Genomic DNA, 14,115 nt, shown 5'->3' with positions numbered 1-14,115 from the left:
CCGCAGCTCGGCCGACGGCGCCGGGCCTCAGCCCCGGCGGCGCCGCGCCACGGCCCGCTGCAGCGCCGTCCGCAGCTCGGCCGACGGCGCCGGGCCTCAGCCCCGGCGGCGCCGCGCCACGGCCCGCTGCAGCGCCGTCCGCAGCTCGGCCGACGGCGCCGGGCCGTCCGTCTCCGCGCTCGCCGTCACCGCCGCCGCGACGTCCCGCAGCTTCGTGTTCGACAGCTGGGACGTCTCCCGCAGGATGTGCCACGCCTCGTCGGACGCGCAGCCGTGCGTGGCCATGAGGATGCCCCGCGCCTGGTCGATGACGGGGCGGGAGGCGATCGCCTGGCGCAGCTGCTCGACCTCCTCCTGGAGGACGTGCAGGCACTCCGCGCGTTCCAGGGCGACCGCGGAGACGGTGCGGACGGCCGGTGGCGCGGGGGCCGGGCCGGTGGTGTCCAGGCCGGTCAGCGGGTCGGTCGTGTCCAGGCCCGCCAGCTCCAGGATCCGGCGCGGCTGGCCGTTCCAGTTCGTCGCCGTCACCGTCAGCGCCCGCTGCCGGCCGTGGTCGGCCAGCACGTCCAGGAACTGCAGACCCGCCGTGTCCATGAAGTGCACGCCCTCCATGTCCAGGTCCACCCGCGTAACGGTGGCCGGCAGGTCGGCCAGGGTTCGCGCCAGGATGTCCGCGCAACCGTGGACGAGCTCACCCCGCGGGGTGAGCTCGGCGCGAGCCGCGTCGACGCGGCCACGGATGACCAGGGTGTCCAGCCCTCCCGTGAGATGTGGTGATGCCGCTGAGGTCATGTCACCGCCTTGTCGGTCCTCGTCGGTCGTGTTCGTCTCGCCGGACTGCACGACGTCTCTCGCCCCCGTGGACGTCCGTGTGAGCTGCGCCTGCCCGCCGTACGGCTTACTACACTCCTTTTCGGGGAATGAGCTCCTGCCGTACGGGTACGAGGGCTGTGGTCCGGAAACGTGGGGAGAGGCCTTGGAGACTCGGCATCAGCTCTCGGCGGCCGGCCCCGAGCCGGGCCTGGCGGTGTTCCCGCTGGCCGGGCGGCAGGGTGTCCGGGCGGCGGGGGAGGTCGGCCTGACGACGCGTGCGATCTGGGAAGGCGTGCTGGAAGAGGCTGTTCGCGAAGGTGAGGACGTGTACTACCTGGAGCTGTCCGACGTGACGTTCGTCGACGTCGCGGGTGCCGGTGCCCTCGCGGCGGCCGCCGGGCAGCTCCCGGACGGCCGGCGGTTCGTGGTGCGCCGGCCGCCGGCGGCCCTGCGGCGGACGCTGGACCTGCTGTGGCCCGGACAGACGGGGATCGAGGTGTCGACGTCATGAGCACCGCTGTCACCGAGCCCTTCGGACCCCTCGACCCCTTCGCCCACCCCGCGCTCTTCTACCGGGACGAGCAGGAGTACCTCGACGGCACCCTGCCCTTCGTGCGCGACGGCCTGGACGCCGGGGAGCCGGTCGCCGTCGCCGTGCCCGGCAAGAACCTCGCCCTGATCAGGGACGCGCTGGGGGACGCCGCCGAGAACGTGCGGCTGCTGGACATGCGCGAGGCCGGACGCAACCCCGGGCGCATCATCCCGGGCGTGCTGCGCGCCTTCGCCGACGCCCAGCCCGCCGGCCGCCGGGTACGGATCATCGGCGAGCCCATCTGGGCCGGCCGTTCCGGCATCGAGTACCCGGCCTGCGCCCAGCACGAGGCGCTCATCAACGCCGCTTTCCAGGGCCGGGCCGCGACGATCATGTGCCCGTACGACGTGGCGCAGCTGCCCGAGCACATGGTCACCGACGCGTACGCCACCCACCCCACCGTCATCCACCCCGGTTCCCGGGCGGAGCAGGACAGCGCGGCGTACGCCCCCGGGGACGTGGTCGCCCGCTACAACGAGGCGCTGCCGCCCGTGCCGGAGGCGCTGATGTTCGCCTTCGACTCCGACTCCCTCCCTCACGCCCGGCACCTGGCCGTCGGCGAGGGCGCGCGGCTCGGCCTCGTCGGTGTGAAGCTCGACGACCTGGCCCTCGCCACGGCCGAGCTCACCACCAACAGCGTGGTGCACGGCGGTGGTTCCGGTGTGCTCCGGGTGTGGCCCGAGGACGGGTACGTGGTGTGCGAGGTCCACGACGACGGGCACCTAGCGGACGTCCTGGCCGGACGCCGCCCCGTGCCCCGCGACCAGCGCGGCGGGCGCGGGATCCTGCTGGTCAACCTGATCGCCGACCTGGTGCGGGTGCACCGGGGCGACAGCGGGACGACCGTGCGCTGCTGGTTCGCCCGCTGACCCGGCGCCCGGGGCCCGGGCGGCCGGCTTCGGCGTTCGGCACCCGGCGTCGTCTCGGCGTCCGGCGTTCAGGCACTCGGCGTCGGCGTCGGCGTCCGGCGTTCAGGCACTCGGCGTCGGCTCGGCGTCGGCGGCCGGCGCGTCGGTGGGCGGCGTTCAGGTGCCCAGCGGGTCCAGCGCCAGTGGCGCGATCCTGCCCTCCAGCATCGCGCCGAGTCCCTGCACGGCGCACACGTCCGGGCGCTCGGCGATGTGCACCGGCATGCCGGTCGCCTGCCGCAGCATCTGGTCCAGGCCCGGCAGCAGGGCGCTGCCGCCGACCATCATGATCCCCCGGTCGGCCAGGTCGGCGACCAGGTCGGGCGGGCAGTCCCGCAGCACCTTGCCGATGCCGTCGAGGATCGCGGTGAGAGGCGTCTGGATGGCCTCCCGGACGGCCGCGGTGTCGACCTGGACGGAACGGGCCAGGCCCGTGGCGACGTCCCGGCCGTGGATCTCCGTGGAGGCCGGGCCCTGCGGGGTGAGGCCGTTGCCTGACAGGGCCAGCTGCAACGGCCGTACCGACTGGCTCGGCAGCATCAGCTCGTGCTCGTGCCGCAGATGCTGCACGATCGCGTGGTCGACGGCCTCGCCGCCCACCGGGATCCGCTCGGCGGTCACGATCGAGCCGAGGGACAAAACGGCCACCTGAGTGGCCGCCGCCCCGCACACCATGATCATCGTGGCCTCGGGCTGCTCCACCGGCAGCCCGCAGCCGACGGCCGCGGCGATGAGCGTGTCGACCAGTTCCACCCGGCGCGCGCCCAGCCCGACGAGCGTCTCGATCGCGGCACGCTGGGCCAGCGGGTCGGCGTCGTGCGGGGTGCACGCGGCGGCCCGCAGGATCGGCTTGCGGCGCAGCGCGCGGCGCATCTTGTCGCCGAGCAGGTGCCGCAGCATGCGCTGTGCCATCTCGATGTCGACGACGGTGCCGCCGGAAACCGGCCGGACCACCCTGATGTAGTCCGGTGTGCGGCCCGTCATCTTCTCCGCGAGCTCGCCGACCGCGATCAGCGCGCCGGTACGGGTGTTCACGGCGGCGGCGGACGGCTGGTCGACGACGAGACCGGAGCCCTTGACGTAGACGCGTGTGCGGGCCGCCCCCAGGTCGACGGCGAAGTGGCAGCGGCGCAACTGCTCCAGACTGGCGGTCATGGCAGGTCCTCCCGAGAGCACAGACCGTGGGGGGCCGCCAGGTGGCGGGCCTCGCAGACGTGGGTCCGCCGGGATGGCGGGCCTCTTTCGCATCGTGCGCGGGAGGGGGCCCGGCCGCCTTTCCTGGGGGGCCGGGCGGGGCGCCGCCGAACGGGGGTTTCGGCGTTCGGTCACAGGGAGCGCGCGGCCTGAAGCAGGGGCGCGAGGGAGGTCACGGTGGTCTCGCAGCCGGCCTCGCGCAGCTGCCGGTCGGTGGTGGTGTTCCGGGCGAGGCCGACGAAGCGCAGTCCGGCCCGCTGGGCGGCGGCGAGCTCGGCGACCGTGGAACCGATCACCAGGCCCGTCGCGGCCGACCCGTCACAGGCGTCGAGGGCACGCAGCATGCAGTCCGGGTGAGGGGTGAGCAGAGCGAGGTCCTCGGCGCGTCCGTGGACGCCGGCCAGGGGCAGGGCGCCGTAGGGGCGCAGATAGCGGGGTACGGCCTCGGCGCAGACGTCCGTGACGACACAGACGCGGCGGCCGGAGGCGTGCAGGGTGCGGACCAGGGGCGCGGAGTTGTGCGTCGCCGGCGCGTGCGGCACCGCCTGGAGTTCGATCTCGTCCAGACGCTCCCGCAGCAGCGGCCCGAGCGGGTCCCGGGCGAAGGCCCGGAGCACGTCCAGCGGATGGGCGAACGTCTCCCGCACCGCGCCGGGCAGGGCGTGCCGCGCGTCGCGGTGCTCGTCGACGAGGGCGAGCAGGCCGAGCACGGCCTCGCGGGCGGTGCCCGCCGGGAACAGACGGGCCATCGGCCCGTCGAACCCGACCAGGACCGTCTCGGCCTCGTCGAGGAGCTGCGGCAGCGGGAGCTGCGCCGGAGCGGCCCCCTGCGGTCCCGGCAGGGCCGTGCCCTCCGGGCCGAGCCGCACCGACGCGGTCACCGAGAGCCCGGGCACCGGCCAGTGGCGCAGCCCGGCGTTGACCGCGCGCTGGGCGGCACCCGCCCGGCGCAGCGGGTGCCGCCGGGTGATACGGGCCGCCTCCTCCAGCAGATGGCCGAGCAGCACCTCGGACACCCGCCCGGTCTCGGCCCGCACGAACGCGACGGGGTCCTCCACGTGCCAGGCGAGCTCGGCCGCGGCGGCGAAGGCGCCCTTGCCGGAACTCGGCAGGGAGACCCGGTGGTGGGCCTGGTGCGTGGTGAGGTCGACCTCGTAGTACGTCACGAGCCGCGGTTCGCCGTCGCCGTGCGGCCGGGCCGGGTCGAGGAGGGTCAGCGGGCCGTCGGGCCGGGTGTGGACGACGGCCGTGCGGCCCGGGGCCGGTATGCCGAGCCGGCGCAGGTCGCGCGTGATGAACGGGCCCTGCACCAGGTCGCGGGCCCCGGGCTCCGGGGGCGTGGCGGGGGACAGCGGGCAGTACCAGGCGACGGGCGGGGTGTCCGTGGCGCCGTCCTGGAAGAGGGGCTGGAAGCGCTGGGGGCCCTGGGCGGCCGAGCTGGCCGCGAACTGCTCGTAGAGGTCCGGGGAGACGATCACCTGGATGTCGGCGGGCACGCGCGGCGGCTCGGGCGGCGGGGCGGGCCGGTCCCAGAACGTGACGGTCAGGGGCGGCGGATCCACGAGCCCGGTGAGGACCTCGGGCAGGCCGCGCAGGACGGCGGCCAGGACGGGGAGGAGGTAGGTGCCGGGTTCGGTGTGGACGTCGTAGCCGCCGCCGCGGACGCGCACGTCGTACTGGTGGGGGGCGAGGGCGCCGCGGGAGAGCATCTCGTGCACCGCGTATTCGAGGGTGATGCGGGCCTCGGGGTGGCCGGTCAGGTCGTCGGCCTCGAAGAGGATCGTGGGGGCGGCGGTCTCCGGCCCGGACTCCAGCTCCGCCTTGAGGGTGCGCAGCCGCTCCCGGGTGGCCGCGGCGGCCGGTCCCGGGACGCCGTCGAGGGGGTCGCCGTACCAGAGGCCGAGGGCACGCCGGGGGTCGCCGGTGTCGTCCGCGAGAAGTTCCTCGAAGCGCCACACGTCGACGTGGACGTCGGGCACGTGCAGGGCGTACGAGTGGGAGAGGGCGACGAGACCGCCGTCCGGCAGCACCTGCCGGACCTCCGCCGCCAGGGCGACGAGGCGATCGGCGGCCTCGCGCTCCGGCAGGGGTTCCTCCCACAGCCCCCGGGCCAGTTCGGAGTGGGACACGCGCTTGCCGGGCCGCAGGAGCAGCATGCACAGCAGCGCCCGGGCCTCGGGAGAGGGCGGTTCCAGGGGCTCCGTGCCGGCGCTGATGCGCAGGGGACCGAGCAGGGTGAAGGAGCGCGGCGGGGGCCACTCGGCGGGCAGGCGGGCGGCGTAGGCGGCGGCTTCCCGCAGTTCGTGCCGGTCGATCAGGTCGAGCAGTTCCCGGTGCTCGGCGGGCACTTCGGTGCCGGAGACCAGCTGCTTGAGCAGCCACCGGAACTCCGCGACGTCCCCCTCGGGTGCCTTGTTCCGGGACTCCTCGCCCAGGGCGATGCGGCTGAGCAGCACCGTGCCGTCGGGGCGCAGCAGCAGGCCGGCCGGCCCACGCTCCCCGCGCACCAGACCGCGCGCGTGCAGGGCCTCCAGCCCTGCCATGCCCTGGCACACCAGGCGGGCGAAGGCCGGGAAGGTGATGCCCGAGAGCACTTCGGAGACGGTCAGGCCGTCCACGAACTCCGTCACCAGGTAGGGCGCGTCGCCTTCCACTCCGTAGTCGATCACCTTCACCACGTGCGGATCGTCGACCCCGGCCAGGGCCCGCGCCTCGCTCAGGAACCGTTCCTGAGGGGCGGGCTGCTCGCGGTACCGGCGCACGATCACGTGCCGGTCGGTGCGGACGTCCACGGCCCGGGACACGTGCCCTTCCCAGTCGCGCCGCCCGGTCAGCCGGTACCGTCCCGCGAACAGCGTCTCCCCGCCGAGCCGCCGCACGGTCTCCTCGCTGACCGTCGCGAACGCCGCGCCCTTCTCGCCCGGTCCACCGTCCGGCTCGCCCGGTCCACCGCCCGCTTCGGCCCGGAACTCCCCGGCCGCGAACCCCGCCCGCTCGTCGATCAGGCCCCCGATCCGTTCGAGGAACTCCCGGGTCCGGCCGCGGGCCGTGCGCGGCAGGGAGCGCAGCAGCAACTCCCGTACGCCGGACCGGAACGCGTAGGAGCCGGGCGGGCCGGGAACGGAGGTGAGCATGCCGCTGAGAACGACCTCGGCCAGGTGCTGGGGGCGTGGGTCGCGCTCCAGGGTGCGCTGGACGAGCCGCATCACCGGGACCGAGGGGACCGCCAGCGCGAGGTGCCCGGCGAGGCGGAAGGCTTCAGGGGACGCGGTCGCGCGAAAACGCAGGACCAGGTCCTCGGCGGAGGCCGTGGTGATGTCGGGGGTGGGATCGGCGGGGGGCAGCGGAGCGGGCGGCAGCCAGGCCGCCGCGCCGGGTGTCCGGGCGCCGCCCGGGTCCGCGAGCAGGGCGGCCCAGTGGGCCAGCCAGGAGGCGCCCGGCTCCAGGACCGGTAGCGGGATGGCCAGGTCCGGGGGTGGCGAGGCGTCGTAAGGGGGTGGCGAGGCGTCGTGAGGGGGTGGTGAGGCGTCGTACGGGGGTGGTGAGGCGTCGTACGGGGGCGTTGAGGCGTCGTACGGAGCGAACGCGAGCGTTGCCGTCGGGGCGGCGTGGGACGGGGCCGTCAGCAGGCCGGGCTCGGCGGGCAGCGCCGTGGTGGGCCACAGGTGTTCGGGGAGGGGCTGGACCACGGCGAGCGGCATGCGGTGGGCCCACTGCCGCAGAGTGCGGTACCAGCGCTCGCCCGCCTCGCCCGGGCGCCACTGCGGGCCCATGCAGTCGCTGACGACGAGGGTGGCCGTGCGGCCGTCGTCCAGGACGGGGACCTGGCGGGCCCGGCCGTCGGGCGTGGCGGGGTGCAGGGTGACCGTGCGGAAGATGCCCGACTGGGCGAGCGCCGTGTGCAGTTCGCTCACCAGGGGGCGCCAGACCGGCATGGTGGGGCCGGTGTCATGCACGAGGTTCAGGCGCAGCCAGCGGTCGGGCGCCGGCCGCAGCACGGGGAACCACACGTCCGGGTGGGCGCCGAGCCGCGCGATCCGGTCGGCCGTCGCCCGTTCGTCGAGGAGGCGCAGATGCGGGGACGGCACCTTGCGCTGGAGCGGGCGCAGGGCGCGCTGGAGCGCGAGGGGGCGGGGCAGCATCGGCGGCGCGGGGGCGAGGAGCGCCGATCCGCCGCCGGAGCGGTGGCCGGGGCTGTCCGGGGAACGCGGCGAGGGGAGGCGGAGCGGGACGCGGCCCGGGCCGGCCGGGGCGGGCGGGGCGGGCGGCTCGGCGGCCTGCGGTGGTTCGGGGGCGGCGGGGGCCGGCTCCTGCGGGCCGGGAGCCGTTCCCTCCGTGACGGGAGTCCCGGAGGTGTTCGGCCGGCGTGTCCCGGGATCGCCGGACGGTGGGTCCAATTGCCCTGCCAGCCACAGCAGTTCGGCGATCTCCCGGGGGGTCGGTGCGGCGCCCGCCGCCGACAGGGCCGCCTGGAGCCGGGCGACCGGGGACGGCCCGGGTCCGACATCAGAAGCCATCGCCGTCAGAAGCCGTCGCCGTCGGCCGCCGCGCTGAGGTACGGCATCAGCTGCTCGGCGAGGTCGTCGCGGGACTCGGCGTCCAGGCCCGCCACTCCCGTGAGGTAGAGGGCGTTCAGCAGCTGGTCGGTGGCCAGTTCGCCGCCGGAGGCCCGCTCCAGGAAGCGGGTGATCAGACGGTCCGCGTCCCCGTCCGGCGTGTCCAGGTGGGCCCGGACGATGTGGGTGAGCTGGTCCCGGCCGGGGCGGCGCAGCTTCAGCCGGACGCAGCGGCGCAGGAAGGCGGGCGGGAACTCGCGCTCCCCGTTGCTGGTCAGCACGACGAACGGAAAGGCCCGGCAGCGGACCCGGCCGCGGCGGACGGTCACCGGCGTGTCCGTGCCGTCGGCGAGGACCTCGGCCGCGCCGTCGCCGGAGTGCCGGGCGGCACGCACCAGTTCGGGAATTTCGTACTGGCCCTCCTCCAGGACGTTCAGCAGGTCGTTCGGCAGGTCCAGGTCGCTCTTGTCGATCTCGTCGACGAGCAGGGCGCGGGGCCGGTCGTAGGGGAGCAGGGCCGTGCCGAGCGGGCCGAGACGCAGGTGGTCCTCGACACCGCCCCGTTCCTCCCGCGCCTCCCGGGCCGCGTACAGCCGGGACAGCGGGTCGTACTGGTAGAGGCCGTCGGCCAGGGAGCTGCGGCTGGTGATGTTCCAGCGCAGCACGGGGCCGAGCCGCAGCTCGCGCGCCACCGCGTAGGCGAGGGACGACTTGCCGGTGCCGGGCGGGCCGGTGACGAGCAGGGGGCGGCGCAGGCAGAGCGCGGCGTTGACGAGCCGGACGCTCTCCTCACCGGCGACGTACGACTTCGCCCGGTGCACACGGTCGGGGGAGACGGCCGTCGCGTCGTCGCCGTCGTGCGGCGGCGGCAGGGCGGGCCCGCCGTCGAAGGCACGCCAGGGCGGCGGGGCGGGCAGGTCGTCGATGCCGTCGTGCGGCTCGTTGCGGCCGGTGTAGACGGACCAGTGCGGCATGGGGAGTGGTCTCGCTCTCCGTTTTTGGTGCGGGTGTCTCTGGCGGCGCGTCGTGTGCGGGCGGGACTTCGTGCGGGTGTCTCTCGTACGCGTCGTGTGCGGGTGGGTTCTCGTGCCGGTCTCTCTCGTGGCGCGTCGCTTGCGGGTGGGCTTTCGTGCCGGTGTCTCGCGTGGCGCGTCGCCTGCGGGTGGTGTCAGGCCACCGGCGACCTCGCGTGCGCTGCGGCGACGGCGTGCGGGTCGGCGAAGAGCCGCGGGTCGTCCCAGAGCAGCTGGATGCCGTGGGCCCAGTGGTCCTCCTCCGCGTGCGCCTCCTCGCGCAGGGCGAGGACCTGGCGCGGGAGTTCGGCGGGCGGTACGGCCATGACGTGGGCGTCGAGCGCGTCGAGGAACGCCTTGCCGGTGCAGCCGTCCGCTCCGGCGCACTCCTCCTGCCCGGAGTCGCAGCCGCCCCGCGACCACACGATCACCGGGGCGGGTGCGGTGAGCGAGGTGTCGAAGTGGGGCCGGGTGCGGGCGGCGGCCGGGGCGGTGCCGAACCCGGCGAGGCAGGCGTCGCGCTGCCGCAGCCGCAACCGCAGCCGCCCGGGCTCCTCCGGCACGCCGCACTCCACCCGGTGCATCCGCGCGCCCGGCCACGAGTCGAGACGTTTCCACGTCCGGGTCAGCACGTGCCGGGTGCTGGCCTTGCGGCGGGCGTGGTCGGTGACGACCAGCGGATAGACACAGCCGAGCGGCGTGTCGTCGTCCGGGGCGCTCTCCCAGCGGTCGACCGGCCAGTCCAGCCAGTCCCGGGGCAGTGCGAACGCGACCAGCTCGTCCGCGCCGGGCGTCAGATAACGGAAGGCCGCCTCGATCCCCTCCTGCACGTAGGCGTGCAGCCGGTGCCGCTCGACCGTGCCGCAGTCGACCGGGTGGCGCCGCCCCTCGCTGTACGCGGACACCTCGACCCGGACCAGGCCGTCGCCCGCCCCGCTGTGCCCGAGCTCGACGAGGATCGGCGACCAGTGAGGAGCCGACGGTTGCGTGGCCGGGGCGTGCAGCAGGTCCTGGAGCCGGTCGGCGAACCGGGCGACGGTGCGGGCGGCGCCCGGACCGTCGAGTTCGCACAGCACGAACAGGGCCGCCGACCACAGCGAGTCGAACCCCTCCTCGGGCGGCGGAGGGTCGAACGGGTCGGCCGCCGCCGTGTACAGCCGCACCGGGTCGCAGTCGACGCCGGCGCGCGCCGCCCTCTCGACCAGGGCGCGCAGCCGGGCCCGGTCGGCGGTGGCGTGGTCGGAGGTGGGGACCAGGCTCTGCAGGCCCGGCCAGTAGCGGGCCATGACCTGGGTGGGCATCATCCGGCCGGTGCGCACCTCACCGCTGCCGGCGTCCGCCGTGACCATGCCGACGACCTCGCCGGTGTCGGCCAGCGTGACGGCGGCCCCGCTGAAGCCCGGGGCCAGGGGCTGGCCGCCCTGGTGCCAGGCCTCCAGCTGGAGCCACTCCCGTCTGATCAACTGCGGTGCCGTGACACGGCATTCGGTGAGGGTGCCCTCGTCGAAGCCGCGCGGGAAGCCGTAGACGACGAGCTTGCGGTCCGTCGTGCCGTGCGCCGCGTCGGCCGGGGCCAGCGCGGCCGGAGCGACCGGCACCTCCCGGTCGAGCTCCAGCACGGCCAGGTCGCCGGGGTCGGTGACGCCACCGGCCCAGCCGCCGTGCGCGACGACCCGGGCGGACACCGCCGGGGTGCCGGGCCGCTCGGTGAAGGTCACCGCCAGGTCCTCGCCGTCGCCCACGACATGAGCGCACGTCAGCACCGTGCTCGGGGTGACGAGGAAACCCGCTCCGGTCACCCGGCCCCGTAACTCGATCCGGGCGTGCCACTCGGCGCTGTTCATGAGGCGGAGCTCGCCCCGGGGGCGTCCGGGGACCAGGTCAGCTTGACCACGAGATGGCCCTCGGCGGTGCCCTTGGCGATGAACGCGCCCGTCTCGGCGGCCAGTTTCACCCCGAACTCGATCTCCACGCCGTCGGGCCGCAGCGAGCCGTCCCGGAAGACGCGCAGCGCGGACTCGGCCGCCGCCCGCACCCCGTCCAGGGCGCCCTCGAAGGTGCGGGCCGCCTGGACCGTGCCGTCGCCGCGGGAGACCAGCCGGGAGCCGGACCGCTCCTCCACCGCCTCGACCGCGACCACGGCCCCGTCACCGGTTCTGAACTCGACCAAACCGTCCACGACACCCCCGTCGTTCGATTGCGCTGGGCAGCCCTATTGTGACGGAAGGTGCTCGATGACGCAGCGGGCATTCACGGAACTCATCCACCGACGGTCCCCCGGATCACCCCCAGTTCCACCAGGTCCTGTGGCCGGATGCGGAGTTGGTCCGCCGTCGCCTCCACCTCGCGCGGGGGCCGTTTGAGGATGGCCGCCGCCAGTTCCGGCGCGATCACCGAGAAGTAACTGTCGGGCGTGGCCCAGGTGTTGCCCGGCGCGGCCAGGGCCAGTGCGCCGCCGGAGCCGCCCTCGCCGATCACCAGCGTCGTCACCGGAGTGCGGGCGCCCGCGACCGCGGCGAACAGGTCGGCGATCGCCGCGCCCGCGCCCTGCCGTTCCGCCTCCGCGTCGTTGGCCGCGCCCGGGGTGTCCACGAGGGTCAGCACCGGGACGCCGAGCCGGTCCGCGAGACGGATCAGCCGGGCGGCGGTGCGGTATCCGGCGGGGCGGGTGGCCGTCCCGGTCTGCGCGGCGTAGGCGACCGTCCGGCCCTCGTGCGTGCCGAAGCCGCACAGCATGCCGTCCGGGTCGGTGCCGCCGCAGCGGTCGCCGCTGATCGCGGCCCTCTCGGTGAAGTAGGCGTCCAAGTAGGCGTCGGCACGCGGACGTTGTGGGGAACGGGCCCGGCGGACGGCGTCCCAGCCGGTGACGGGCAGTACCGCGGACCCGCCGAGCGGTTCGGGCGGCGGGGCGGGTGTGGTGGACGGGCACGTCAGCAGCCGGAGCCAGCGCCCGAGCGTCTCGCGCAGCTCCTCCGGTCGTACGACCGCGTCCGCCGCCCCGGCCGCGACCTGCGCCTCCGCCGTGTACGCCGCCGGGTCCGCGTCCGCCGGCCGCACCCGGGAGCCGGCGAATCCCACCTGGGCGCCGGGCAGCGCGAGCGTCACGTCGGCGCCCGCGCCCAGAGTGGCCCAGCCGCCCCCGGTCGTCGGGTCGCGCAGGACCGCGACCTGCGCGAGACCGGCCTCCCGGGTGAGCGCCGACTGGCGGGCCACCCGCTGGAGTTGGGTCAGCGCGAGCATGCCCTCCTGCATGCGGCTGCCGCCCGTCGCCACCAGGGGCACGACCGGGAAGCGCCGCTCGCGGGCGTACGCGTACGCCGCCTCCAGCCGGTCGCCGGTGCGCTGACCGAGGGAGCCGCCGAGGAAGCCGAACTCGAAGGCGATGAGCACGGCCCGGACGCCGTCGACGCGGGCGGTGCCACAGACCACGGACTCCTGCTCGCCGGTGCGTTCGGCGGCTCGGGCGCGGGAGTCGTCGTAGCCCGGCCAGGCGAGCGGGCCGTCGGGCCGCGAATGCCGTGTCGGGGCGGGGAGTTCGGCGAAGGTGGCGTCGTCGGCGAGGGCGGTGAGGACCTCACGCGCGGAGAGACGCTCAGCCATGGGCCAGCGCCCGCTTCATGATCTTCCCCATGTCGTTGCGGGGCAGCGCGTCGAGGTGGTGCACGACCCGCGGCCGCTTGTGCGGGGCGAGCCGCCGCGCCACATGGTCCGCCAACTCCTCCAGCCCGGGCGGCGACTGGGGATCCGCCGGCACGATCCATGCCACGATCCGCTCGCCCAGGTCGGCGTCCGGCTCCCCGGTGACGGCCGCCTCCCGAACCCCCGGGTGTTCCAGGAGCGCGTTCTCGATCTCACCCGCCCCGATCTTGTAACCGCCGCTCTTGATCAGGTCGGTGGCCTTGCGGCCGACGATCCGGACGTATCCGTCGGGGTCGCGCACCGCCATGTCGCCGGTGCGGAAGAAGCCGTCGGCGGTGAAGGCGGCGGCGGTGGCGTCGGGGCGGTTGAGGTACTCGGTGAACAGGTTCGGCCCGCGCACCTGGATCTCGCCCACCGTCTCCCCGTCGTACGCCGTGACCTCCGAGCCGTCCTCCTCGGCCAGCCGCAGCTCCACACCCGGCAGGGGGACGCCGACCGTGCCCGGGCGGGCCTCGCCGTCGGCGCGGACGCTGGTGTTCATCAGCGTCTCCGTCATGCCGTACCGCTCGATCACCCGCCGTCCGGTCGCGGTCGCGATCCGGCCGTGGTCGTGCACGGGCAGCGCGGCGGAACCGGAGACCAGCAGCCGCGCCCCGGTCAGTGCCTTCACCAGCTCCGGGTCGCTCGTCACGGCCTCCGCGATGCGGTGGTACATCGTCGGCACGCCGAACAGCATGGTCGCGCCGGTGTTCAGCTCGCGGGCGACGCCCTGGGTGGTGAAGCGGCCCAGGTGGCGCACCGACCCGCCGCGCCGCAGCGGGCCGAGGATGCCCAGGACCAGGCCGTGCACATGGAACAGCGGCAGTCCGTGGACGAGCACGTCGTCGCCGGTCCACCGCCAGGCGTCGGCCAGGGCGTCCAGGGTGCTCGCGACGGCCCGGCGCGGCAGGACGGCGCCCTTGGGCGGGCCGGTGGTGCCGGAGGTGTAGACGATCAGAGCCGGGGCGCTCTCGTCGGCCGGCTCCACGGGGACGGTTCCGGTGCCGTGCACGTCGACGTCGAGCCGGGCCAGGCCCCGTACGGGCTCGGGAAGCTGGTCGTCGGGCGCCGTGAGCACCAGGTCGGGGGCGCTGTCGGCCAGGATGTGCCCGAGCTCCTTCTCACCGGACTTGGGGTTGAGCGGCACGGCGGCGACGCCGGCCAGCAGCGCCGCGACGACGGCGACGGCGGTCTCCATGGTGGGCGTCGCCCATACGGCGACCCGGCGGGCGTCCCCGACGCGTTCGGCCGTCGCGCCGGCCGCGGCGGCGAGCTCGCCGTACGTCAGGGAGCGCTCGCCGAACCGCAGGGCGGGCCGGTCGGCCGGGCCGCCGGTCAGGGCCGGGAAGAGAGAGGTCACG

General features: G+C 75.3%; 10 protein-coding genes. 2 read left to right on the top strand and 8 right to left on the bottom strand.

Going from position 1 to position 14,115, the window contains the following annotated elements:
* Positions 1-96: 96 nt before the first annotated feature.
* Positions 97-792: an ANTAR domain-containing response regulator gene (locus ACFY5B_RS12860; protein WP_389968281.1), complete on the bottom strand. Its 696-nt coding sequence runs from the start codon at positions 790-792 to the stop codon at positions 97-99.
* A gap of 184 nt (positions 793-976) precedes the next feature.
* Here ACFY5B_RS12860 and ACFY5B_RS12855 point away from each other — a divergent pair, with 184 nt between their 5' ends.
* Both ACFY5B_RS12855 and ACFY5B_RS12850 read left to right on the top strand, forming a co-directional pair.
* Positions 977-1,324 (top strand): STAS domain-containing protein, encoded by a 348-nt coding sequence (locus ACFY5B_RS12855; RefSeq protein ID WP_389968279.1) that lies wholly within the window; start codon positions 977-979, stop codon positions 1,322-1,324.
* Positions 1,321-2,274: an anti-sigma factor RsbA family regulatory protein gene (locus ACFY5B_RS12850; RefSeq protein ID WP_389968277.1), complete on the top strand. Its 954-nt coding sequence runs from the start codon at positions 1,321-1,323 to the stop codon at positions 2,272-2,274. Before ACFY5B_RS12855 ends, ACFY5B_RS12850 begins: the two co-directional genes overlap by 4 nt.
* 156 nt (positions 2,275-2,430) lie before the next feature.
* Here ACFY5B_RS12850 and ACFY5B_RS12845 read toward each other — a convergent pair whose 3' ends face one another.
* From ACFY5B_RS12845 to ACFY5B_RS12815, 7 genes are all read right to left on the bottom strand, one after another.
* Entirely contained in the window at positions 2,431-3,468 is a 1,038-nt protein-coding gene (locus ACFY5B_RS12845) for a rod shape-determining protein (RefSeq protein WP_344453187.1), read from the bottom strand.
* A 170-nt stretch (positions 3,469-3,638) separates the two neighbouring features.
* The gene (locus ACFY5B_RS12840) at positions 3,639-8,024 is read right to left on the bottom strand and encodes an SAV_2336 N-terminal domain-related protein (protein WP_389968274.1); all 4,386 of its coding nucleotides are present in this window, start codon (positions 8,022-8,024) and stop codon (positions 3,639-3,641) included.
* Between the two features lie 5 nt (positions 8,025-8,029).
* Complete coding sequence (locus ACFY5B_RS12835) at positions 8,030-9,037, bottom strand: AAA family ATPase (protein WP_388161943.1); 1,008 nt, start codon at positions 9,035-9,037, stop codon at positions 8,030-8,032.
* A 194-nt stretch (positions 9,038-9,231) separates the two neighbouring features.
* A complete protein-coding gene (locus ACFY5B_RS12830; RefSeq protein WP_389968272.1) occupies positions 9,232-10,920 on the bottom strand; it encodes a trypsin-like peptidase domain-containing protein in 1,689 nt (562 codons plus the stop codon).
* Positions 10,917-11,255 carry a CU044_2847 family protein gene (locus tag ACFY5B_RS12825; protein WP_200839424.1) on the bottom strand — a complete coding sequence of 113 codons (339 nt, stop codon included), beginning with the start codon at positions 11,253-11,255 and terminating at the stop codon, positions 10,917-10,919. Before ACFY5B_RS12825 ends, ACFY5B_RS12830 begins: the two co-directional genes overlap by 4 nt.
* A gap of 80 nt (positions 11,256-11,335) precedes the next feature.
* A complete protein-coding gene (locus ACFY5B_RS12820) occupies positions 11,336-12,676 on the bottom strand; it encodes a carboxyl transferase domain-containing protein (RefSeq protein WP_389968270.1) in 1,341 nt (446 codons plus the stop codon).
* Positions 12,669-14,114, bottom strand: coding sequence for an acyl-CoA synthetase (locus ACFY5B_RS12815; RefSeq protein ID WP_389968268.1), 1,446 nt, complete (start codon positions 14,112-14,114; stop codon positions 12,669-12,671). The genes ACFY5B_RS12820 and ACFY5B_RS12815 overlap by 8 nt, the downstream gene beginning before the upstream one ends.
* Position 14,115 lies beyond the last annotated feature (1 nt).

This window comes from Streptomyces sp. NPDC013187 (assembly GCF_042899705.1).
In the GTDB taxonomy this organism is placed as follows: domain Bacteria; phylum Actinomycetota; class Actinomycetes; order Streptomycetales; family Streptomycetaceae; genus Streptomyces; species Streptomyces hawaiiensis_A.
This window is presented reverse-complemented; position numbering and strand designations above follow the sequence as displayed.

Coding starts and splice junctions, on each gene's coding strand:
- ACFY5B_RS12860 (WP_389968281.1), bottom strand. CDS start 792: ATGACCTCAGCGGCATCACCACATCTCACGGGAGGGCTGGACACCCTG.
- ACFY5B_RS12850 (WP_389968277.1), top strand. CDS start 1,321: ATGAGCACCGCTGTCACCGAGCCCTTCGGACCCCTCGACCCCTTCGCC.
- ACFY5B_RS12845 (WP_344453187.1), bottom strand. CDS start 3,468: ATGACCGCCAGTCTGGAGCAGTTGCGCCGCTGCCACTTCGCCGTCGAC.
- ACFY5B_RS12840 (WP_389968274.1), bottom strand. CDS start 8,024: ATGGCTTCTGATGTCGGACCCGGGCCGTCCCCGGTCGCCCGGCTCCAG.
- ACFY5B_RS12835 (WP_388161943.1), bottom strand. CDS start 9,037: ATGCCGCACTGGTCCGTCTACACCGGCCGCAACGAGCCGCACGACGGC.
- ACFY5B_RS12830 (WP_389968272.1), bottom strand. CDS start 10,920: ATGAACAGCGCCGAGTGGCACGCCCGGATCGAGTTACGGGGCCGGGTG.
- ACFY5B_RS12820 (WP_389968270.1), bottom strand. CDS start 12,676: ATGGCTGAGCGTCTCTCCGCGCGTGAGGTCCTCACCGCCCTCGCCGAC.